General features: G+C 70.3%; 22 protein-coding genes and 2 pseudogenes. 8 read left to right on the top strand and 16 right to left on the bottom strand.

Translation table 11 applies throughout. The features are described from left to right. The first annotated feature begins 87 nt into the window (after window positions 1–87). Together ACFQ8C_RS23665 and ACFQ8C_RS23660 are read left to right on the top strand one after the other, a co-directional pair. Window positions 88–672 (top strand): hypothetical protein, encoded by a 585-nt coding sequence (locus tag ACFQ8C_RS23665; protein ID WP_383460949.1) that lies wholly within the window; start codon window positions 88–90, stop codon window positions 670–672. 26 nt (window positions 673–698) lie between these two features. Then, window positions 699–1,130 (top strand): PIN domain-containing protein, encoded by a 432-nt coding sequence (locus tag ACFQ8C_RS23660; protein ID WP_383460946.1) that lies wholly within the window; start codon window positions 699–701, stop codon window positions 1,128–1,130. 335 nt (window positions 1,131–1,465) lie between these two features. Here the strand turns inward: ACFQ8C_RS23660 and ACFQ8C_RS23655 are convergent. Next, window positions 1,466–1,847, bottom strand: a pseudogene (locus tag ACFQ8C_RS23655) (hypothetical protein). Continuing rightward, window positions 1,844–3,673, bottom strand: a complete 1,830-nt coding sequence (gene mobF, locus ACFQ8C_RS23650) for a MobF family relaxase (RefSeq protein ID WP_383460943.1) — start codon at window positions 3,671–3,673, stop codon at window positions 1,844–1,846. The pseudogene ACFQ8C_RS23655 and the gene mobF overlap by 4 nt, the downstream one beginning before the upstream one ends. Before the next feature lie 159 nt (window positions 3,674–3,832). Between mobF and ACFQ8C_RS23645 the strand changes: the two genes are divergently transcribed. Further along, window positions 3,833–4,036 carry a hypothetical protein gene (locus ACFQ8C_RS23645; protein WP_383460940.1) on the top strand — a complete coding sequence of 68 codons (204 nt, stop codon included), beginning with the start codon at window positions 3,833–3,835 and terminating at the stop codon, window positions 4,034–4,036. Window positions 4,037–4,407: 371 nt separating this feature from the next. After that, on the top strand, window positions 4,408–4,542 hold the full coding sequence (locus tag ACFQ8C_RS23640) for a hypothetical protein (RefSeq protein ID WP_383460938.1): 135 nt from the start codon (window positions 4,408–4,410) through the stop codon (window positions 4,540–4,542). A 31-nt stretch (window positions 4,543–4,573) separates the two neighbouring features. On the opposite strand, the gene ACFQ8C_RS23635 is transcribed toward ACFQ8C_RS23640, so the two are convergent. Then, on the bottom strand, window positions 4,574–5,611 hold the full coding sequence (locus ACFQ8C_RS23635; protein ID WP_383460935.1) for a hypothetical protein: 1,038 nt from the start codon (window positions 5,609–5,611) through the stop codon (window positions 4,574–4,576). A 1,074-nt stretch (window positions 5,612–6,685) separates the two neighbouring features. Here ACFQ8C_RS23635 and ACFQ8C_RS23630 point away from each other — a divergent pair. Then, window positions 6,686–6,973, top strand: coding sequence for a hypothetical protein (locus ACFQ8C_RS23630; RefSeq protein ID WP_383460932.1), 288 nt, complete (start codon window positions 6,686–6,688; stop codon window positions 6,971–6,973). Between the two features lie 64 nt (window positions 6,974–7,037). Here the strand turns inward: ACFQ8C_RS23630 and ACFQ8C_RS23625 are convergent, their stop codons facing one another. Then, entirely contained in the window at window positions 7,038–8,225 is a 1,188-nt protein-coding gene (locus ACFQ8C_RS23625) for a ParB/RepB/Spo0J family partition protein (protein WP_383460930.1), read from the bottom strand. Beyond that, the gene (locus ACFQ8C_RS23620; RefSeq protein WP_383460927.1) at window positions 8,222–9,469 is read right to left on the bottom strand and encodes a ParA family protein; all 1,248 of its coding nucleotides are present in this window, start codon (window positions 9,467–9,469) and stop codon (window positions 8,222–8,224) included. Before ACFQ8C_RS23620 ends, ACFQ8C_RS23625 begins: the two co-directional genes overlap by 4 nt. 429 nt (window positions 9,470–9,898) lie before the next feature. On the opposite strand from ACFQ8C_RS23620, the gene ACFQ8C_RS23615 reads away from it, so the two are divergent. Further along, complete coding sequence (locus ACFQ8C_RS23615) at window positions 9,899–12,058, top strand: protein kinase (RefSeq protein ID WP_383460923.1); 2,160 nt, start codon at window positions 9,899–9,901, stop codon at window positions 12,056–12,058. 293 nt (window positions 12,059–12,351) lie between these two features. Here ACFQ8C_RS23615 and ACFQ8C_RS23610 read toward each other — a convergent pair. Continuing rightward, window positions 12,352–12,450, bottom strand: a pseudogene (locus ACFQ8C_RS23610) (transcriptional regulator); the annotation flags it as partial. A 312-nt stretch (window positions 12,451–12,762) separates the two neighbouring features. Here ACFQ8C_RS23610 and ACFQ8C_RS23605 point away from each other — a divergent pair. Both ACFQ8C_RS23605 and ACFQ8C_RS23600 read left to right on the top strand, forming a co-directional pair. Then, window positions 12,763–13,200, top strand: a complete 438-nt coding sequence (locus ACFQ8C_RS23605; protein WP_383460920.1) for a hypothetical protein — start codon at window positions 12,763–12,765, stop codon at window positions 13,198–13,200. A 249-nt stretch (window positions 13,201–13,449) separates the two neighbouring features. Next, entirely contained in the window at window positions 13,450–13,698 is a 249-nt protein-coding gene (locus tag ACFQ8C_RS23600) for a hypothetical protein (RefSeq protein WP_383460917.1), read from the top strand. Here ACFQ8C_RS23600 and ACFQ8C_RS23595 read toward each other — a convergent pair. The 10 genes from ACFQ8C_RS23595 to ACFQ8C_RS23550 all read right to left on the bottom strand — a co-directional run bounded on the left by ACFQ8C_RS23595 (window position 13,695) and on the right by ACFQ8C_RS23550 (window position 20,669). Then, window positions 13,695–15,041: a TerD family protein gene (locus ACFQ8C_RS23595; RefSeq protein ID WP_383460915.1), complete on the bottom strand. Its 1,347-nt coding sequence runs from the start codon at window positions 15,039–15,041 to the stop codon at window positions 13,695–13,697. The genes ACFQ8C_RS23600 and ACFQ8C_RS23595 overlap by 4 nt on opposite strands. Before the next feature lie 258 nt (window positions 15,042–15,299). Then, window positions 15,300–15,509, bottom strand: coding sequence for a hypothetical protein (locus ACFQ8C_RS23590; RefSeq protein ID WP_383460913.1), 210 nt, complete (start codon window positions 15,507–15,509; stop codon window positions 15,300–15,302). After that, the gene (locus ACFQ8C_RS23585; RefSeq protein ID WP_383460911.1) at window positions 15,506–15,865 is read right to left on the bottom strand and encodes a hypothetical protein; all 360 of its coding nucleotides are present in this window, start codon (window positions 15,863–15,865) and stop codon (window positions 15,506–15,508) included. Before ACFQ8C_RS23585 ends, ACFQ8C_RS23590 begins: the two co-directional genes overlap by 4 nt. Further along, complete coding sequence (locus tag ACFQ8C_RS23580; protein ID WP_383460908.1) at window positions 15,862–16,452, bottom strand: hypothetical protein; 591 nt, start codon at window positions 16,450–16,452, stop codon at window positions 15,862–15,864. The genes ACFQ8C_RS23585 and ACFQ8C_RS23580 overlap by 4 nt, the downstream gene beginning before the upstream one ends. Before the next feature lie 3 nt (window positions 16,453–16,455). Beyond that, complete coding sequence (locus ACFQ8C_RS23575; RefSeq protein WP_383460905.1) at window positions 16,456–17,265, bottom strand: hypothetical protein; 810 nt, start codon at window positions 17,263–17,265, stop codon at window positions 16,456–16,458. A 9-nt stretch (window positions 17,266–17,274) separates the two neighbouring features. Further along, window positions 17,275–17,790, bottom strand: coding sequence for a WhiB family transcriptional regulator (locus ACFQ8C_RS23570; RefSeq protein ID WP_383460902.1), 516 nt, complete (start codon window positions 17,788–17,790; stop codon window positions 17,275–17,277). Continuing rightward, window positions 17,787–18,242: a hypothetical protein gene (locus ACFQ8C_RS23565; protein ID WP_383460901.1), complete on the bottom strand. Its 456-nt coding sequence runs from the start codon at window positions 18,240–18,242 to the stop codon at window positions 17,787–17,789. Before ACFQ8C_RS23565 ends, ACFQ8C_RS23570 begins: the two co-directional genes overlap by 4 nt. After that, complete coding sequence (locus ACFQ8C_RS23560) at window positions 18,239–18,631, bottom strand: hypothetical protein (protein ID WP_383460898.1); 393 nt, start codon at window positions 18,629–18,631, stop codon at window positions 18,239–18,241. The genes ACFQ8C_RS23565 and ACFQ8C_RS23560 overlap by 4 nt, the downstream gene beginning before the upstream one ends. 96 nt (window positions 18,632–18,727) lie before the next feature. Continuing rightward, the gene (locus ACFQ8C_RS23555; RefSeq protein ID WP_383460896.1) at window positions 18,728–19,573 is read right to left on the bottom strand and encodes a hypothetical protein; all 846 of its coding nucleotides are present in this window, start codon (window positions 19,571–19,573) and stop codon (window positions 18,728–18,730) included. Between the two features lie 91 nt (window positions 19,574–19,664). Further along, a complete protein-coding gene (locus ACFQ8C_RS23550; protein WP_383460894.1) occupies window positions 19,665–20,669 on the bottom strand; it encodes an AAA family ATPase in 1,005 nt (334 codons plus the stop codon). Window positions 20,670–20,800: the final 131 nt, after the last annotated feature.

The following is a 20,800-nucleotide window of genomic DNA, read 5'->3' as shown; positions in this document are numbered from 1 at the left end:
AGACAGCAATTTCTGTCTCTGCTCGACCGTGAGATGGATCTTGCTAGCCAGTCCGCTGACTGTACGATGCGCCGTTAGGTTGGGTACATGGATAATGTTGACCTCTCGGCCCTCCCTGCCGAGATTGCGGACCCTGCCGATATCCAGGCGCTCCAAGCGATCGAGGCGCAGACCGGTCGCAGTGCGGTCGAGATGATCCGTGAGGCCATCCACAAGGCGACCCTAGCCAACCGAGTCTGGGGCTCGGACGATCCGTTCTTCCAGGCCCCGACCGCCTCCCCCACACCTTCCCAGCCCGCCTCCTCCGACGCCAGGTCGGAATCCTCCTGGCATGTCACGCTGCCTGAGTCTGGAAGAGAATTGGCAGCAGCGAAGCTACAGCATGCGACACCGGAGCTGTCGATGCAGGAGGACCTGATGCGTGAGGCCCTGCATGTCGCCCTTCGTCGCCGGATCGACCCTGCGGCGCTGCACAAGGTCACGTCCAAGCGTAAGTGGGGTGACAGCTTCCTGCTGCACATGCTGACAAGCATGCCCACGTCGCTCGCTGCGACTTCAGAGGAGCTGCTCTTGGTCGTGGACCGCTCGGCACTACCTGATGAGGACGCCACAGCTCTCGACACCCTCGTCGGCGCCGGCATGGTGACCGAAGTGGAAAGTGGCGGCGAGTGAAACAGCTGGGGGGCTGGCAGGTTCTAATGGCCGACACCTCGGGACTGCTTGCTGCTTTCGACCAGACTGACCCGCTGTACGAGAAGGCGGCCTGGGCGCTGAACCGGGCCGGCCTGGTGGTGATGTCCCCGCTGGTCCTGGCTGAGCTCGACCATCTCAGCCGCAGTAAGCACCCGCGGATCCTCCATCACGACGCTGTGAGGATGATGTTGGACCTTCAGAAGCGTCTCGTTGATGAACGTCTCGTGATCCCGGCGATCGAGGCCGTGACGCTGGAGCGGGCGCAGCTGCTGCGTCAGGCAAACGCCGGACTCGACCTGGACCTTGCGGACGCGACGACGGTCGTCCTGGCGTGGGAGTGGAGCACGTACGACGTGCTGACCCTCGACCAGAACGACTTCCGTGCCCTGCGGCTGCCCAACGCTGGCTACTTTCGTGTCCTTCCTGCCGACTTGTAGACGGCGCAGGACCAGTCCGGCTGAACGTGAGTGGCCGTACGCCTCTGTCCTCACTTGATGGGGGCGATTGGCGGTGGTCGCACCGGTGCGGTGCGAGACCCCGGGTGCAGAGCACTGGCGCACGCGAGTGCCAGACATCGTCGAGCGGTGCGGCGGCGCACCGGGTGTTGTGGCGCACCATCGCGGTTCGCAGCACGGTGGAGTTCACCGTCGTCCGGCGCACCGGAGTGAGCCCCTCGGTGGAGCCCATCAAGTGGAGTCCATCCGATGTTCTACATCCGGTGGCGATGCGCAACATCGGGTGGCCTCCACTCAGCGGACGGTGCTCGGCATCGTCACCACAGCCAGGCGTTGGAGTGCCACACCCGGGACAGGGCGCGGGCATCGCGGCGCGCGGCCGCGTTGCCGAGCCGGCTCTGCCGGGCGCGCGGCCGCGTTGCCGAGCCGGCTCTGCCGGGCGCGAGGCCGGCGCGAGTTCCTCGCGGCGAGACGACGTTTGGCGGCTTCCTGGAGTCGCTTCCGCTGATCGCGCAGCTCCTCCTTCTTCGCCGCCTTCGACTTCGGCTTCCGGGGCCGCTTCCAGATCGGCTGCCACCCCACGGGCTCGTCGACGTCGGGCTCCTGGGCCTCGTCAAGCGCGGCGGCCATCTGCTCGCGGGCGGCACGGGCACGGGCGAGGGCTTCGCCGGGGTTGGGCTGTTCCTCCGGGGTGCTCACGTGACTCCTCCTGTGGTTCGGCCCGGTGTGTGCTGGGTTCCGGGCTGCTGGGTGTGCTGCGGCGGGGCTGCCGCCGGGGCGGGCTGCGGGCGCGGGCCGTGGGCGGCTTCGCGCGCCCGCCGGCTGTCCTGGAGCGTGGCGGTCACCCTCGCGGCGGCGGCTTCGAGGGTCTGGCGGGTCCGATCCACCGCGTCGATGTCGACGCCGGTCTCCGGCTCCAGGAGGCGGCCGTCCTTCCGGCCGTCGCGGAAGGGCCGTGGGTGCGACCTCGAGGCGGCGGGCACCGCGACGGCGTACGGGCGGGGACGCGAGCCCAGGCGCTCTGCTCGCCGCGCGGCGCGAACCCGGGCGGCCAGGGCACCGGCGGCAAGGAGGGCCCGTTCATACGGGGCCGCCGCGCGGCTGCGGGTCAGCGGGCGCAGCACAGCCTGATCCTCGATGTCGCGCGGGTACAGGGCGCGCAGGTCGGCGGTCATCCTCCGGCCGCGCCCGACGGGGCGGGTGTAGTCGTCGACGGCCGCCTGCACGATCCGCTCGTCCAGGCCGGGTTCGTGGGGTCGGCCGCGTAGGGCGTAGGTGAGGTGGCGGCGGGCTTCGGCGAGCAGGTGGTGGCGCGCGAACGCGCCGCGCATCACGTAGACCACGGCGACGGTGTCCACGGCCGCCAGGACGACATCGACGACCGGTCGCACCCGCGCCCGCACCGCCGCGGCCGCCGCCCTCGCCCGCTCGGCAAGCCGGTAGACGGTGCAGGCGCCGAACGCCCGGATCGCCGATTCCCGCCATCGCGTCCGCAGCTCGGTCAGCGACAGCAGCTCCGTACGCTTGGGCGGGCGGGTCTGATCGGCGGCCTGGCACGCCAGCGCGTAGCCGGCCTTCTCCCCCGGCGGGTGCCCCTGGCGTTCTTCGTACTTGGCGGTGAGGACGGGCAGCGCGTCCTCGATCTGCTGGCGGCGGGTCGACTGCCAGCCGATCAGCCGCTGGTCGATCCCGGCGATCTCCATGACAGGCCGGCGGCCCGGGGTCACCTCGCGCGGCTCCCACGCCCACCCGAGCCGAGCCGTCACCTCCTCCATGAAGTGGAGGGTGTAGAGGGTGTCGGCCGCCACGATGTTGGCCATCAGCGAGTCCGCCGACAGGTTGCCCCACTCCCCGTCGTGCGGCCGCCGGGCCCTGATCGAGACGACCGCGTGATCGTGGAGCAGCGGCTTCGACTTGGCAGCGCGGGACTCGTAGTGCCGGAAGACCGCGACGACCAGCCCGTCCTTCACGGGCCGGCGGTGTTTGCCGCCGCTCCCCCACCGGATCTGCGCGACCGACTTCTCCAGCCACGCCAGCGTCCTGTCCCGGGCGACGTCCTGGCACGACTCCAGCACGAGACGGGTCTCGTCGTCGGTGAGCGCCCACGCGATGTGGGCCGTCGACGGGGCCCGGAAGACCAGGTCCATCGCCAGCCAGGGGGTGCGCTGCTTCGCCTTCTCCGTCTTCGGCGAGGCGTTGTGCTCGATGGGCCTGCCCAGCACGGTCGCCCGCCGGGCACGGGCCGGGCTCTTGCCCTGTGCCAGGAGCTCGCGCTCGATCCGGTCGGCGTCCGGGTGCCGGCCCTCCCCCAGGAGCAGCTCGGCCTGCCGCTCGCTCACCACGTCCCCGACCCTCAGGCCGAGCGCGGCCAGGCCCCGGCCCTTCCACACGCCGGGCGGGACACCGGCTTCGTCCTGGGCGGCGCGCAGCGGCGTCCCCGCCCGGCGGTAGCCGTCGCCGGCCATCACGCCACGGAACAGGTAACGCACCCCGGCCCCCGGGCGCACAGGCGACATGCTGATCATCGGCCCATGGAACCCGGGTGCTGACCTGGGGAAAAGCGTGATCCGGGGTCGGTCCCGCCGGGCGGGAGGGCATCACCAGATCTTTACCGGGGCGCCCGCCAGGCGGGCCGCCGGGCCAGCCCGCGACGGTAAGCCGCCAGTGTGTGCACTCTCCCGCGCATGGAAATCACCCGAGCCGGAATCGCCTGTCCCATCTGCCCCGCGATCACCGAGGAGCTGGTGTACCTGGTCCTCAGCGCCCAGTCGCCCTTCCCTCAACGAGAGCACGTCAAGGACCGCTGGTGCCCCGCCGGCTGCCACCAGCTTCACCCCGACCGCTGGAGGAAGGAGATGCCGCCGCTCCCCGACGGCGACGACGCCTGACGACGCCGTGCGAATACTGCGCCACGACCCCGCGATCCCCGACAAGCGACAACAAGCGACTCCGGTCCACCAGCAGAGAGCTACGTAGCGCTCCCCCCGCTCAGCGGCGGGAGCCGCCCCGACCCGTACCACGTCACCGACTCCCTCACCCCCGAGTGGGGCCCCGCCTCCGGCCACCGGCCGGGGGCTTCGTGCTTCCTGGAGGAGACCGTGCCGACGTACGAAGCCCTACCCCGCTTCACCACCGACCTGGACCGCCTCCCCCCGCCCAGCGCCGCCGCTTCCGCCAAGCCGTCACCGCCTTCGTCGACGACCTACGCGCCGGGCCCGGACGCTTCCGTGCCAGCCTCCGCGTGAAGGGCGTCCGCAGCATGCCCGGTGTCTTCGAGCTGACTTGGGCGCCGGACGGGCGCGCGGCGTGGTCGTACAGCCGCGCGCGGATCGCCGGTGAGCAGCACATCGTCCGGCGCCGCATCGGATCCCACGAGATCCTGGCCCGGCCCTGAGGGCAGCGCATTCGCAGGAGTGCCGAGCGTCTCAGCGCGGACCGCTAGGTTGCGGGGTGCGGTGGTGAGCCGGCAGGGCCTGTGCAAGCCAGTCGGGCGTAGCGCCTGCTGCGACCAGCCGTCCGTACTCGTGCGTGAGGTCGTAGTCGGCGCGGGTGCGCCTGAAGTGGAGCACGATCTCGTCGCGTCGGCCTCCGCCTGTGTCGAGGGTGAACCAGCAGTTTCGTTCTGCTCCCCCGCCGCAGTCACATTGCTTGCACTCGCAGTGGTCGCGGGTGCTCTGAATCGCCAGTCCCCACTTCGGATCGGTCAGGTGCTTGATGAGCTGGTCGTGATCCACTGGGACGCCGTGTTCGTAGCGCAGCTCGAACTTCCAGCCCAGACCGTGACGCCAGTAGCTGATGCAGAACGGCTTGGTCACCGTGTGGAAGAGGGCAATCCGGCGGAGCAGTCCGCTGGCGATCCATGCCCTGTCGGCTTGCTCCTTCCACCAGGTGGAGTTGGCGGCGAGGTAGGTGGCTTCGAAGGGGGTCAGCGCGGGCGCGTCCCACAGGGGGACGAGGTTGTGATCGCGGCAGGAGGACCGGTGGCGGGTGAGGGTGGTCTGCCACCACTTGGGGGGAGGTCCGGTGAGGGTGACGCGGGCATCGGTACCGGCGAGGCCGAGGTGGAGGCCGCTGGAGTCGACTTCAATGAGTCGGACAGCGGCGATCCCCCCGGGTGTCAGCCCTTCTTCCTCTTCGGGTCCTGTGTACTGGGTGGGCAGGAGAGCCTCAAGGCAGTGCCTCGGCAGCGAGTGTTCGGGACCGAGTTTGCGGTCCACCTCCACGACCAAGTGATCTGTACTCGGACGGACGTGGGCGATGCCGGCGGGGTGGGCGCAGTAGTCGATGGTGCCGCCCAGGCGCTCGAACACGGCAGCCTCCAGGCGGGCCTGGTCCGGACTCGCGGCGGGCACCGGGTCTTGTACGTGGGCGGTTTGGAGGTGCTGAAGGCTGGCCTGGTGCCCGATGCCGGTGCAGCGGGAGTGGTAGCGGGCCCTCTGCGTGAGGGTGTCCCCGTGGCTCATCAGGGTTCCTGATCTGCGTACCGTCCGACCCCGGTGCGCACAGACAGGTGTGAGCACGTCTTGTGGTGTGGTTCGTGTCTGCCGGTCGGGGCCTGGCTCCTTCACATCCGCCAGCGCGCGGGGCGGGGCGTCTGGTCGGAGAGCGCCCTGCGGATGCTGGCCCACTGGAAGGGCCGCGCAGCATTCTGCCGCCAAGAGTCTTTGATGATGCGGCTGATCAGCCACCAGGGCATGAAGTTCCTTCGTTCAGGTGACGGAACGGGCGCAGTACGTGCTGGAGGCATTCGCGAGCCCTCACACTTCAAGGGCTGCGGATCGGTGCAAGGTGCCGGGGTCCGGGTGCGGCCACGGACCCACCCAGGTGATGCGTTCAGGAAATTGGGCGCGGCAGGTGCGGCGCTGCCCAGGCTGGAGTTCCACCACCAGGCTGCCCGAGGCACGACACCCGGGGTGCCGTCCTCGCGCCAGGAACTCTGTCTGCCACTCCGTGGCATGCCCCGATCGTAAGGAGCAGCGCGGCGCGCCGCGCGGAACCTGTACTCATGCTTGGTCCGGGGGCGTGGCATCTCTAGCGCCCCGGACTCTCTGCAGTGGAACCGTGACCACCAGTCCGGTGAGCTCGTTGAGGTGGCTGGTGCCGCGGGACTTCTGCCGCGACGGTACCCGGCTGAGTGCTCCTGGCCCATGAGCAGGGGACTGGTAGGCCCTAGACGCTCCGCGTCATCGCAGCAGATCAGCTCGTGGTTCACCACGGTCAGCGCCCGTTCATGGGGCCGGTGCGAGGAAGGACCGGGTATGCCGCCCCATGCGCGTAAAAACGATGCTCGTCAGCACCAGGAGTTGTCCGGGTTGAACCGCCGTGCAGCCCTCCAGGCAATTCGTGACACTCTCCCGCCTGCGCCGCGGGCACGTAGCGGGTTCACGACACCACCCGACGGTCCGATCCCAGAAGTTGTACCGGGAGAATGGATCGCGCTTGTCCAGGCGATGACGCGCTCGGGCCACAAGCATCTCGACGAAGCCGTTGCCAGGGCCCGCCGGAACGCCAGCCACCCCAGCGAGTGGAACCGCTTGGTGCTCTACTCCCTCACGGACGCCCTGGCCTACAACGTCCTGCTCGTAGGCGCACTCGCCGCCTGCCTCCAGGCACAAGGCATCAATCCGGATCTGCTGCGCCGACACCTCCAGTCCCCCGACCCCGACCGCTTCGTCACCCAGGAGGCGTTGGACCTGGTGGCCGGCCTCATGGGACGCCCCGCTATGGAGGGCAGGCCGGAGCCCGCGTGGCACTTCATCGGCCGCGACATCGCCGAGCGCGGGGTCGCGCAGGACCCTGGTCGCCCCCGTCGCAGCGAACGGTAGGCCCCCTGCACGGAGGCCCCTGCTCTCCACTCTCGCGGTGGTGAGCAGGGGCCTCTGCGATTGGCTACGCGTCCTTCAGGAGACCTGAGGAGACCTGCTGGAGGATGGCTGCGAGTGACGAGCGGGCCTCGGGGGGAAGGGTTCCCCTCATGTCTGTGATGACGGCCTCGAGTCCGTGGCTGCGCCGGAAGTAGCGCAGGATGAATGCGCTTCGCTGGGTGGGGTCCAGTCGGTCGAACGCCGTGTCCATGAGGGCCGCTCCGTCATGCCACGGTACTCCCCCGTCCGTGGATGGGGCGGAGGGCGTGTTGGCGACGGGCTGGACAGAGAACGGATGCGGGGCCCCTTCCTGAGGATCCGAGCCGTTTCTCTGAGCGGGGAGGTCATCTCCCGTGGTGTGTGTGCTGTCCTGTGCGCTGCTGGGGTTATCACGGCGTGATAGGTCTGCCGCCGTCTCGTTCCGCTGTGCTGTCGTCGTGCTCGCAGCGGACTTCTCGGCGGGGGAGTTATCACGGCGTGATAGCTCACGCTTGGCTGTGGCCTTCTTCTCAGCAGCCGCAGCTCGGGCGTCGGCCTTGGCCTGCTGCTCCTCAGGGGTCAGCTTGGAGAGGTTGCGGACGTGCTCGATCGTCCGGCGACCTTCGACGAGGTCGGACTGGAGGGCCGGGTCGAGGTCGAGGATGGAGAGCTTCGAGGAGATTGTGGACTGCCCGATGCCGAGCCTCTTGGCGGCCTTGTTCTGGGAGCCGTAGAACTCGACGAGCTTCTTCAGCGCGTGGGCTTGCTCGATGGGGTTCATGTCGTCGCGGTGGACGTTGGCGACGAACGCGGCTTCGAGGAGGGATTCGTCGGTGGCGACCAGGTCGTTGTTGACGCTGACCCGGATGACCTGCGCACCGGCTCGCCGTGCAGCTTCGAGTCGGCGGTGGCCGTCGACGACGATGTAGCGGGCGCCTTCGTCGGTCCTCTCTGCGCGGTCGGGGCGGGCTGCTAGGTAGGCCTCGATCGTGGCGACGGTGATGGAGTTGACGAGGCCGATCTCGCGGACGCTCTCGGTGAGGCCATCAAGGTCGCGGAGTTCCTCGCGCGGGTTGTCAGGGTTCTGGCTGATGAGGTGGAGCGGGAGCTCGGTGGGGTCGGGTACTCCGACCGTGGGTGCGTCGGTCGCGGCGCCGATTGCTGCGCGACGGGCGCTAATGGGGCGTGCCTGTGCGAAGGAGACGCCGGCGCCGAGGTTCTTGGCCTTGCTCACTTGCTGATCTCCCGTGCGAGGGCTCGAAGGGCGACGGACTGCTCGCAGCGGGGTGCGTAGGCGAGGAGGGGGCGCTTGGCGCGGACGGCTTCCTTCTGCTCCTTCAGGTCACCGATGACGCCGACGACGCGAGGATCCTTTATGTCCATCCAGGACTGGAGGGAGGAGGTGGCGATGTATCCACGGCGGGCGTCGTAGTGGTTGACGACGAGGCCGAGATAGTCGATGTCGAGGGCGAGGTCGCCTCGCATGTCCTCGATCTGGGAGGTGAGCAAGCCGTAGGCGTCGGCGCTGCTGTCCTCGGCCTGGACGACGATGAGGACTCCTGAGTTGCCGGCCGCCTCGTTGTCCCGGCGACGGCCGTAGTAGGACGCAGCGTCCATGCTGAGCCCGAGGCTCGGCGGGCAGTCGATCAGGATGACGTCGTAGTCGGCTTCGACGGCGCGCAGTGCGCGCTCGAGGGCGGACTCGCGGGCTCGTACGGAGGCGAGGCGGACGTCGAGCAGGAAGGCGTCGGTGCATGCGGGCAGGAGGTGGAGCCTGTCGCCGAAGCGGTCCTCGCCCACGGCAACGATGAGGTCGCTCAGTTCGCCCTTGGCGTCGCCGGCCATGTGGTTGGTGAGCGAGTCGCCGTCCATGGGGAGCGGTTCGTGGCCGAGCTGCTTGGTGAGGTGACCTTGGGGGTCGAAGTCGACCAGGAGGACTCGCTGTCCGAGACCGGGGAGGTCTTCCAGGGCGAGCGGGTCCTCAGGACGGTCGTCATCTTCGAGCAGGGCGGCGAAGTGCTTGGAGACCCGGACGGGAACGAGTGCGGCGGGGTCTTCCGCGAGAGCTTCGCCGAGGCCGGCGGCCACGGCGGTCTTGCCTACGCCGCCTTTCTGGTTGCAGACGATGATGCGCCGGACCGTGGAGGGGCGCTTGACCTCGGGGACGGGGTTGCCGTCGAGCCAGAGGGTGACGGCCTGGGCGATGCCCTGGGTGAGGGAGACCCCACGGTTCTTGCAGTCGTCGCGGAAGCCGTCCCACAGGCCGGCGGGCAGGAAGGTGGCGTAGGTTTCCGCGCCGGCGGTGTCAACAGGGGCAGGGTTTGAGCCCAGGCTGCGCCAGGCGGTGATGCCTGCTTCGACCGCGTTCTGCATGTCGAGGCTGTGGAGAGCAGCACGGACCTTCAGTTCCTGCCGGAGGGAGGCAGTGAGTTTGGTGACGACCTTCTCCCGGTCGCCGCCTGTGTCAGGTGACGTCATGGACGTCACTGTACTAACGGTTTAGATCAACTTCAGCCATTGACACGTTAGCAAGGTTACAAATCTTCCTTGAGCTATCACGCCGTGATAGCCCCTCAGCCTCCCCAGATGTCCCACTGACCTATCACGGCGTGATAACCCGTCGGGGGCCTGGGACGACCCACCGCGCTATCACGCCGTGATAACTCGCTCGCGAGCCCAGCCGTCACGCCCCAGTTCTGTCTCTGCCGTTGTGGTGTCTCAGTGCATTCGCGGGGACGCGAGACAACCCGCAGCGCCACCGAAGTGTGAGGGGATCTAGCTCCGTCCTCGCGAGCCAGGTCAAAGAACTAGCTGCCGGCGTCCTCGCTGCGGATGACAGGCTGGCGTAGACGGCCCGGGAGATGCGGGGGATCGCCTCGTCGGGTCGTCACCGGGGTAGAAGCTCAAGTGGGTGTCGGTATTCAGGGGCTGGAGTTTCCGCGTCGTACCGGCACCGCGATGGGCTCAACTGACGGCCGGGGCGAGGGGGCGCAGGTGCGGGCGGGAGAAGTGCTGGCGGGGCGGTATCAGCTAGAGGCGAGGCTCGGCCGCGGAGGCATGGGGGAGGTCTGGCGTGGGTTCGACGCGATGCTGCAGCGCGCAGTCGCCGTGAAGCTTCTGCTCGATCTCCCCGCAGACGACCATCTCGTGGCCCGGTTCCGGCGCGAGGCTCTGATCGGCGCACGACTGCAGCATCCCGGCATCACTGTCGTCCACGACGCCGGCCGGCACGACGACCGGCTCTTCATGGTGATGGAGCTGTTGGAGGGCCGGGACCTCAGCGCACGCATGGCGGAGTCACCGGAAGGGCTCCCGGTGAGGGAAGCGGTCCGGCTGGCCATACAGGCCGCAGAAGCGCTGGACGCCGCGCACGCCCGCTCAGTGGTGCACCGCGACCTGAAACCCGCCAATCTCTTCCTCCTCACCGGCGGTCGGCTGAAGATCTGTGACTTTGGCATCGCGAGCATCATCGACGCGTCGACCGTCCTGACCCGTACCGGCTGGCAGATCGGCACGCCCCCGTACATGGCCCCGGAGCAGTGGCGGGGAGAGCCTGTCACCGCCCAGTGCGATCTGTACGCGCTGGGCGGTGTGCTGTACGCCCTGCTCACCGGCACCCCGCCGTTTGGCGTCGGCGGTACGCCGCTAGCGATGATGCGACGGCACGTGGAAGAGGCTCCGCGGAACGTGCGTGAGATCCGTCCAGAGGTATCAGCCGGCCTCGACGCGCTGGTGCTGCGGATGCTGGCGAAGGATGCGCGGCAGCGGCCGGATTCGGCGGGCGAGGTGGCCAGGCTGCTTCGGTCTGCCGGAGGCGGAGCGGAGAGTCAGGGTGCGGCAGTACGCCCCGGCATAAGCGCGGATGGTCATGTATCCGGCGGAATGGGTGAGGCCTCCTGCCGGGTGGGCCAACCTGCTGCCGCGGATGGTGTGCTGACGTTGGAGGTCCGTCAGACAGTCGTCCGTCTGCTCGCCGAGGCGGAGCAGGAAACACGCGCCGCCGGCCCAGGCGGCATGAACGCACCGCCCAGGTACGGAGACCTGGCCCGCATCGCGGCCTATGTCGACCCTCTCCGGACGGCGCGCTTGATCCGCGTGGAGGAGCAGCTGATGGATTCGCTGCTGAACACGAGTGGGGGAGAGACCGACCTCCCTTGGTTATGGCTCGTCCTGCCCGGCTGGACGGGTCTCTCCCGGCAGATCTACTCTTTCGCTCCCGCCTACGCCATGCGGCTCGTCGGTAAGGCGGTGCGGACGCTGTTCGCAGCGGACGAGCGTGACCGCGTCCGGGAACTCCGCAGCATTCTTCTGGACATCGCCAAGGTCGACCCTGAGGGTGCCGTTCGGCTGACCGGGATGCTGCCAGCCCGCGACTCGCATCGGAACGGGGCGCTGGCGGCTGGCGCGGTCACGATGGCTGAACGCGGTCTGGGCGGGCTGCACGACGTACTGGGGATGATCCAAGATCCCGAATGGGTCCGGCAGGTGCACACCTGGCTTCGTGCCAAGGACGCGAGGGCGGCACCGGATCCTGGCGCCGTCATGCGCATCGTTGAGCAGCCGGCCGAGCTGCGTCATCGGGCGCAGATTCTCTCCTCGGTGGCTGCGGCGTGGGCTGGCGACCGCCCTCAGGACGCAGCCGAGATCCTCGTACGTGCCCGGCGCATGGCCGGACTCGCCATCCGGGAGCGGGTCGGCGAACTGCGAGAGGAGGCCGCGGCCGCCACCGAGCGTTCCGCGTTGGTGGAGGCGGCACGGACACTGAACCTGATCGAGCGAATCACCGACAGGCAGCCGGGGGAGAAGGTCGGTGAACCGGTCGCGGACCAGGTGTTCAGCGATCTCGACTCCGCAGAAGCAGCCGTCGCGGCAGGCCCCCGGCCGCTGTCGCTCACCCTCGCCGCCGCACAGGAACTTGCCGGACAAGCCCGCGGAGCACTGGACGCCGCCACCCGTGCCTGGGGGCTACTCAAGGCCGCCGAAGGCCTGCTGGGCCCGCACGCGGTCTTTCTCCCAGAGGCACCCCTGGTCCCTGGTGCTCTGCCGCCCCCGACGGTGCCTGGCTGACTCCGCCTCTCACGCCACTTGCAGCCTTTCCCCAACGTGATCACCACCTTGGAGATCGTCTACAGCTCGCAGCCCCGTTCCAGGTTCAAGCCGGTCGTGGCGTCGGCGGGACATCAACGTCCGGGAGGCCGGGCCGCCGAAAATCTCAAGCGATCTGGTGCTGGAAGCCTGGACGCCGGGCTCAGTCTCAGTTGATCCGCTCTGTCCCCAGTGCCCCGGTGCCCGACGCGTGCGGACCTGAGGCCGGGTGGCTTGGGATCCACAGTGGGGCTTCTCTCAGGCAGATAGCGCCGTCAGGCTTGGCGGGCAGAGGTGGTGAGCCGGTCGGCGAGCGTGATGACGAGGTCTCGGAGTTCGTCCGGTCGCTCGATGACGAACGGCCGGTCGAGCGAGTCCCGGACAAGGACACGCCTCGCGGCCGGCAAGCCACAGCCGCCCCAGAGTGCGGTGGGAGCCGGGAGGGGCGAATCTGGAAGATGCGGAAGGCTAGGACGTAAGGGGCGATGGTGAAACCCTTAGCGAAGCACATGGGGACCTTGTGTGCGGCGGCCTGCGCCGCTCTCGTCTTATCTACGGGCTGCGGCGGCAACCAGGACGGAGACCGGCTGCGGAAAGATCAGCTGCAGGCTCCGTCTCCACCAGCGAAGTCCACCTCGGCGTCTCCCACTGCTCCCACCCTCGCCCCGGGCAAGACCGTGCCGGTGGTGACCAGCAGCAGTGACCTGCTCGACATCCCCGGAGGATCCGCGGACGTCACCCTGGTCAGCGTGAAGGCGGCCAGGACAGTCACGGACGCGAATACGGGCTCCACCGTCACCGCCGAGCCAGGCAAGCAGTTCGTCTGCCTGGAGTTCAAGATCAAGAACACTGGTGACGCCGAGCTCGACACCTATCCGTTCGCGCATGCCGACTGGATCGGCCAGGACGGAGAGGTGCAGGGCCTCAACCACATCCTCGCGATCGAGTGCGAGGATCTCGGCCAGCAGGGCGATGTCTTCACCAATCAGCCGAAGCCCGACCCCGGCCAGTTCGTTCGAGGCACGATCCCTCTGAGCGTGCCCAGCACTCAACCGGGCCGGATCGAGCTCTCCGACCGGGAAGACGTCCCTCTCTTGTACGTGGCCATCCACCCGCTGCAATGACCTGCCCTCGCCCCATGACATTCCAAGCCTGGAACGCAAAAAGGCCGGCGTCCGCGCGCGTTCGCGCAGACGCCGGCCTTGGATGCGGCAGGGAAGGTCAGGGCGCCAAGTGGCGGTCGTGCCGTCGGCGAGGTCGGGGTTGGGGACGGTGCCGGCGACGAGCGAGGCGGCAAGATGCCACACGGCGGTGACGGGGATCGCGCCGGACTCGTCGGGAAGGGCCCAGGCAAGGTGCCAGGTGCCGTCGTCGTGGCAGTGGATGGTGGCGCGGTCGCGGACCGCGCGGGGGATACGGGGGATCAAGTCATCGGGATCGTTACCGGGGTAGAGGCACCAGTGGACCCAGCCGTGGACGCGGGCCATGTAAAGGGCGACGGCCTGGATGGCGGTGACCCATCGGTGATGTCCGAGGAGTACAAAGAGCGCGGGGCGGGCTCCATCGTCGGGGGCGGTGAGGGCGGTGACGTGGAGGCCGTCGAGGACGGGGACGCAGCCTAGGCAAGGGGCAGCGGGTCGAGGGTGAGTTCCCAGTGGTGGCGGCTCTTGTCGATGGCCAGGAGGAGGGGGCCGCCGGGGATGCGGACCCTCTCCTTGACGCGGCGGCCGTTCCAGGCGTGGACGAGCTGTTCGGCGGGGCGGCGTAGATCGTCGGGGGCATCGCCCTGGTACTGGTTCAGTTGGAACCAGCCGCTGTGAGGATCTTTGGCGCGGACCTTCAGGTCGGCGGCGGTGCCTGTGTGGACGAAGATCTCGCGGCCGCTGCCCTGGATGGTTCCGGGGCCGATGGGGAGGGCGGCGGTCAGAGGGAGGAGGATGAGCTCCCAGGTCCCGGACTGGCGCACCATCAGCTTGATCGGACCGCCCTTGCGCGGGGGATTGAGCAGAGCGCGCCCGTAGTAATCGGGCAGGTCGTTGCAGAAGACGTCCGTGGAGCGGCCGGCGATCTGGACGCTGAGGAAGTGGTACCGCGGCCCGACCCGGGCTTCGAGGATCACCGGTGCCGAGTCCTGGGGGAACGGCAAGTCCACCGTGACGGTCTTCGCGCCCTTGCCGCTGAAGACGAGCGGTTCGAAGTGAAAGAAGCCGGCGCCCCAGGAGGGCATGACGGCCGGGGTGGCGAGGGGGGCGGCCGGGGTGGCGATGGACGAGGTCTGCTGTACGGGCACAGCTACGGGCACCGGCTTCGCCATCGGGGGCACGGCCACCCCTCCCGGCGCCGAGTCCGACTTGCCTACCCCTTGCAGCGCCACAGGTCCCGACGGCGGCGGTGTGACCGCGGCGGTGGGCAGGAGCGGTAGTGCCGCCAGTGCCGGGGCCTCCGCCACCTCGACTCCGAAGTCCGTCGCCAGCCCCGCCAGCCCGGAGTCGTAGCCCTGGCCGACCGCGCGGAACTTCCAGGCGCCGTCGCGGCGGTAGAACTCCCCGAGGACGAAAGCGGTCTCGCTGGAGGCGTCCGTGACGTCGTAGTGGGTCAGGATGGTGCCGTCGGCGTAGGTGACCTGGACGTACAGGCCGGGGACCTGTCCGAAGATGCCGTCGTCGCAGGAGCCGGCAACGAGGACACGCTGAACGGCCGGCTCGATGCGGGGGAGGTCCAGTTCCAGCCACTCGGCGAACTGGCCGGCGCCTTCGCCCGTACCGACGTGGCGCACGGCGCCGGACGGGTGGGCGGGCTGGCCGTGGAAGACAATGTCGGCGTCGCCGCGCACCGTACCAGCCACGTCGAGCAGTACGGCGGAGGCTTCGACGGCCGGCACACCGGGCGCTTGCTGCCGGCCCACGGCGATCCGGAGCGGTGCCGTCGGGACGGGAACGTTGGCGCCTTTGGCGAGGTGCGTCATGAAGCCCATGGTGACAGCGGGCGTGGTGCGAAGAAAAGATCTTCTCGACCGAGGCGAGCGTTTCGGCAGGAATCGCGCCCACAGGATCACACCTCACCCCCCTCCGGGGGCGCCAGGCGCCTCGGAGCTGTGACCAGGTGCTGCCCTGCCGGGCTTCGTTGAGCAGCCGAGTGCGTGCGCTTGAGCCGGGCCAGGCCACGGGCGCCGCAGGCACCATGACCAGCGGCTGAACGAACCAGTTAGCGCTTCGAGCGCTGATCACCCCCTCGGGGCCGGAGAGCGACGCCGGACTCGAGTGGCCCGCTCGATGAACGGGCCGCCGCGGACGGCGGCGTCCTGCCCGGGGGTCCAGGGCGTGGGGGAGCGGCGAGCGGCGAGCATCGCGCGGAAGGCGTCGACGGCGGCCTGGTCGGAGGGGCTGAGGAGGCCGGGGCTGGCGGCGCAGCGTCGGAAGAGGCGGCGGTTCATCGGGCGGTCTCCTGGGCGGTGGTGTCGGTGATGACGAGGAACTGGTCGGTGGCCAGGTCCATCACGACCCGGGCGTCGGCGCCCTTGGCGCGTTGGCCGGTGGCGTACTCGTCGGCGGGCCAGGAGCCTCGGGCGTGGCCGGCGGGGGCCACGGCGCGGCCGGGCTTGGTGACGGCGGCCGAGGCGACCGTGTCGGCGGAGACGCCGTAGTCGAACACCCGGACGCGCAGGCGCTCGCCGCCGGTGGCGTCCAGGAGCGGGCCAGCCAGGACCGGGGCGGCCGGCCGGGAGGACAGGGTGCGGGCGGCGTAGCCGACGGCCGCGGCAATGTCGGCGTGGTCGACCGTGAGCCTCACGAGGGTGTCCCTTCGGGGCGGTGAAGTCGAGGAGCAGCTGCGTGGGCGCCGGGGCGGGGAGCCGCCCGGCGGTGTGCGGGCGGCTCCGCCGGTCGTGGGCGGGTGAAGGGCTCAGGAGCTGCGGGCGGGCTGCCGGTCTCGTGGGCGTGGATCAGGTCGGTGATGGCGTCCGCGTTCTCGGCGGTGCCGACCCAGGCGCCGGTCTCGGTGAAGACAGGCACGGTGTCCACCTCGGGTTCGAAGACGACGAGATAGGGGCCGTAACGGTCGAGAACCATGTCGGCCAGGTGCCGGGCGGGCGCGGGGGCCAGGAGCTCCAGGGAGTCGACGTCCAGCCGCGGGCCGCCCTCGTCGGTGGGGCCGGGCAGGACGAGGTGACCGCCGATGCGCAGCAGGTCGCCGGGCCGCATCAGGGTGAGCAGCGCGTGCGCGATGTGCGGGTCGGCGGTGCGGCAGGCGAAGACGGTCTCGTCGGTGGCGTCGTCGGTGGGCGAGGAGATCACCCGGAAGTGCGCGGTCAGGCCGTCGTCGCTGGGGACAGGGAGCTCGTCGAGGTAGCCGTCGAGGACCAGGGGTATCGCGGTCACGGGTCAGCCCGCCTTCCGGGCCGGGGCGGCCGGGTGGGCGGCGGCGTACTTGTCCAGGACCGTCTTGCTCGGCAGGCCCCGGTCAGCGACCTGGTGACCGTTTTCGCGCGCCCAGGTCCGGATCGCGGTGAGCTCGTCGCGGCTGTAGGTGCCGGTGCGGATCGGGGTGGGCGCGGCGACGGCGGCCGGGCTGCGGGTGCCGGTCTTCACGGCACGCAGCTCCTGCTCCGCCTTCTCCAGCGCCTCGCGGGCCTCGGCAACGCGGGCCTGAGCCTTGCGCTGCGCGGCCTCGCTGCCGCGGCGGGCGGACAGCTCGATGAGGGCGGCGGTGATGCGGGCGGCGCTCTTGCGGACCGAGGCGGCCGACTGCGCGGCCGCCCACTCGATCAGCTTCTGGAGGGAGTGGGAGCCCGGGAGCGGGATGACGGGCACGCCGATCACCGGGGTCATCAAGGCGCCGGCGCGGGGCAGTTCGAGGACCTTGTCGGCGATGAGGTCGCTCAGCTCGGCCTCGGTCAGGCCGGTGGTCTCACGGATGGCCTGCTCGCTGGCGCCGTCGGCGTGCATCGACAGCGCGACGGACTGGTCCGCGGAAAGGGTGCCGGTGGTGGTCGTCATAGTGGCGGGTTCTCCGGTTTCCGGGAGCGGATGGGTGGTGGCGGGCAGTCCGAGGACGTCCAGGAGGAACGTCAGGTCGGTGGTGTCGCGGGCGTGCCGCGCAACGGTCCGCGCGGCGGCGACGAGCTGGATCGCCGGGCTGGGGCTCACGGCCAGCGCTCCGGCCTGGGCGCTGACGGTCAGGTCGGTGAACACGGGCGCCTCCTACGCGGCCTTGAGGCTGGCCTCGAGCCGGGAGCGGTTAAGCCGCTGCTCCTCGGCGGTGAGCCGCGGTAGCAGCTTCATGGGTCCGTGGAGTTCGCGGTCGAGGTGGACGATGCGGGCCTGGGACACGGGCAGCGGGGTGTGCCGGGCGGCCTCGGTCCGCTCGCGGCGGGCCTGGTCCCGGGCAGCCAGGACCTCGACCCAGTCGGGTCCGAGCCGGTCGGCCAGGCGGCGGCGCAGGACACGGCGCTGGGCGGGGGTGGTGCCCGCGCACACGTTCTCCGTCGTCTCGTCGACCAGCGCCCACCGCAGGCAGGCGGTGACGACCGGGCAGGCGGAGCAGGCACGCCGCGCCTGCTCCAGCCTCTTGTGCGCCGCCTTCTTCGTGTCGCCGCTGAGGTCACCGAAGCCGAGGTCGAACAGGGCCGGGTCTCGGCGGCAGCGGGTCGGGGCGGTGGTGTGCGGGAAGGGGAAGCGGGGGTCGGGAGCGGGCTCGGTGTGGCGGGTGCGGCTCATGACGCGGACTCCGGGGTGAGCTGGGGGAGCTGGAGGCGGACCTGGTCGACGAGGGCCTGCGTCGGCTTCCACGCGCCGAGCTGCCCGCGGACGGCGGGGATCGGCAGCGGGAGCTCGTGGACGTCGGCCAGGACCAGGTGCCAGGCATCGGCATGGGCCCACGGGGAGCAGGGCGGGGTGCCGGCCGGGTCCTGGTGGCAGTCGGTCAGGCGGGCGATGCCGATGACGGCGCGGCGGTGCAGGTCGCGGCCGCGGATCGCGGTGGCGACCAGCGGGTCGCGCTGCGGGGCGCGTTCGGTGGTCTGTCCGGCGTGCAGGAGGAGCCAGCCGCGCCACAGCCAGTGCACGGGCCGGTTCTCGATGTGCTTCCCGGCGAGGACGCAGGTGGCCCAGGGCTGGCGGATCGTGATGCCCCGTACCCAGGTGCCCGGGTCGGTGTCGGTGGTGGTCACTGGGCGCTCCTGTCGGCGGCGGTGGGGGCGTGGTGGTGGTGGTGGTGGTGGTGGTGGCCGGGGTGGCCGATGACGGTGGCGATCTGCCGGGTGGAGAGCAGGTGGCCGGACCGGTCGAGCTGCTGGTGGAGCGCGGTGACCACGGCGTCCCGGCAGCGCAGCCTGGTGACCTCGGCGAGGAGCCAGGCGATGTCGGCCGGGGTGTGGGCGATGAGCTCGTCGGCGGGGAGCGGGACGTCGCCGCTGGTGCCGAGGACGGCGACCGGGTGCCCGGTGTGGTCTTCGATCAGACCGCTGTCGCCGGGGAGCTGGGGCCAGGCGGTGTCGGGCAGGGCGGCGAGGCGGGCCCGGATCTCGGGCAGCCGGTCGACGGAGGGGGCGAGGTGCATGGGGTGTTCCTCACGCGGGAGAAGAGCGGGCCGGGCCCTTCGGGAGAGGCCCGGCCTGGCGAGAGCCGGAAGAAGGGAAGCGGCGCGGAGTGTCCGTCAGGCGCGGTAGACGGGCGGGCGGATGCCGGCGCGGAGTTCGCGGATGATCGAGCAGGGGCCCTTGGTGGCGCAGTACGCGTCGTCGGTGTCCGGCAGAGCGTTGCCCGGGGTGCCCCACATGTCGCGGGCGACCGCGTTCACGGCTCGGAGCATCTCGCCGTTGTTGGGGCGGCATGCGCTGCTCTTGTCGCCGACGTCGTTCCGGTGGGCGCTGATGATGTGCTGGCGGGCCTGGCGGGCGGCCCAGCGGCGGCTGCTGGGGCCGGTGTTCTCGTGCACGTGCCCGCAGTCGTGGAAGGTGTCGAGGTGGCAGGCGGTGCAGTGGTAGGTGACCATCTGCTGCGGGGTGCCGCCCCAGCTCCACGTGCCCTCGAACTCGTAGACGACGACCTCGGCACCCCGGACCTGGGTGTGGGCGAAGGCGGTGACGAGACCGACGCCGTCCGCGATGCCGCCGCGCGCCTGCACGTTCCAGAAGGTACGGGGGATGAAGTCGTCCCAGCCCTTGCCGTGGGGCCACTTCGCGTACATGACGCCCTGCGAGGGGTCGAAGGTCGCCGTGCCGTCGGCGTTGTCGCGCTTGTACTGCTCGATCTGCTCGATCGACCCGAAGTAGATCGCGGAGAACTCCTCGGACTCCAGGAAGATCAGCCCGTACCCCTCGGGGCGGGTGTCATGGCCGTTGTCCCGCAGCATCTCGACCATGTCCTCGTAGCCGGGGGTGCCCGGGGCGATGGTGCCGACGAGAGGCAACCGGTACCGGTCGCAGCTCATGGCATGGGCCGGGTTGGTGTCGCTGACATTGTGCGGGGTGCCGTACGTGGTGGTGATCGTGATGCTCATGCGCGGGTGTCCTTCCCTGATCGGCGGCGGCGCCCGGCGTGGCCGGGGCGCGGCGGGTTGTGGTTGTCCGGCGAGGCGTTGAGGGCTCGGCTTACTCACGGATCGCGTCCGCGTACTGCTCTTCCAGGTCGGCGCGGCCCTCGGGGTCGTCATCCCAGCCCCGGTAGTGGTCTTCGGCCTCCTGGTCGTGGTCGTCGGGTCCGCCGTGGACGGTGCAGATGGTGTCCGCGCCGTCGAGGACGCCGGTGAGCGCCTCGAGGAGCGTGGTGACCGAGTGGGCGGGGATCCAGGCCGGGGCGGTGCACTCGTCGTCGACGGGGCACGCGGTCAGCAGGTCGAAGCCGTAGTCGCCCTCGCCGTCGACGTCCTGGCGCAGGGCGAGGCAGAGGCGGTCGGCGCCGAGGGTGATCTCGGCGACCCAGTCGCCGCCGGCGAGCGTGGAGCCGTCGACCCACCGCCACAGCGGCAGGACGGCGTCGCCGAAGATCCTGCGGGCGAGGAGGAGGGAGCCGAGGCCGGGGTGGCCGTCCCAGCCGAGGTCGGCGCGGCGGGCGTCGCTGGCCCGCTGCAGCAGCGGCTCCAGGCGGTGGAGCTGGTCGGCGAAGACCACGTGGTCGAAGCCCTCGTTGCGCAGGCCGGGGAAGGCGGTGACGGCGGCGGCGTGCTGGGCGCGGACGGTGTCGGCGGGCACGGCGCGGTCGGGGGTGCGGGCGGTCTGCCGGATAACGCAGAGGGAGACCGGGGTGCCCATGAGGACCGCGACCGCGGGGACACCGTGACGGCGGGCGGCCTGCACCAGCCCCGCCCTCACGGCCTTCTCGCAGTTCGTAGCGTCGATGACCGTGTTGCGCTTGCGGGCCAGGCGGGCTTCCAGGACGGTCCGCAGGGCGGCAACCGCGTCGGCCGTGGCGGCCTGGTCGCCGGCCTCGTCCGAAACCATCGCCCGGAACGCGTCGAGCTCCAGGACCTGGGAGGGGTTCCAGGTGGAGGCGATGGTCGACTTGCCGGAGCCGGCGGCGCCGATCAGGACGACCACGGCCGGGTCGGGGATGGTCGTGTCGAGCGGCTGGAGCGTGGCGTTGAAGGTGCGGGCCATGAGCGCGAGTTCTCCTGTCGCGGGGGAGGGGGCGCGAGCGCCTGGAGGGCGAAGAGCGAGGGCAGCGGTAAGGAGGAGAGGCCGCCGCTCCGTGTGCGTCCCGCCCCTCCTCAGTCGTGAGGGGCGGGACC

The organism is Streptomyces sp. NPDC056503 (genome assembly GCF_042794995.1).
In the GTDB taxonomy this organism is placed as follows: Bacteria; Actinomycetota; Actinomycetes; order Streptomycetales; family Streptomycetaceae; genus Streptomyces.
The sequence above is the reverse complement of the archived record's forward strand: the minus strand, read 5'-3'. Positions and strand labels throughout refer to the sequence as shown.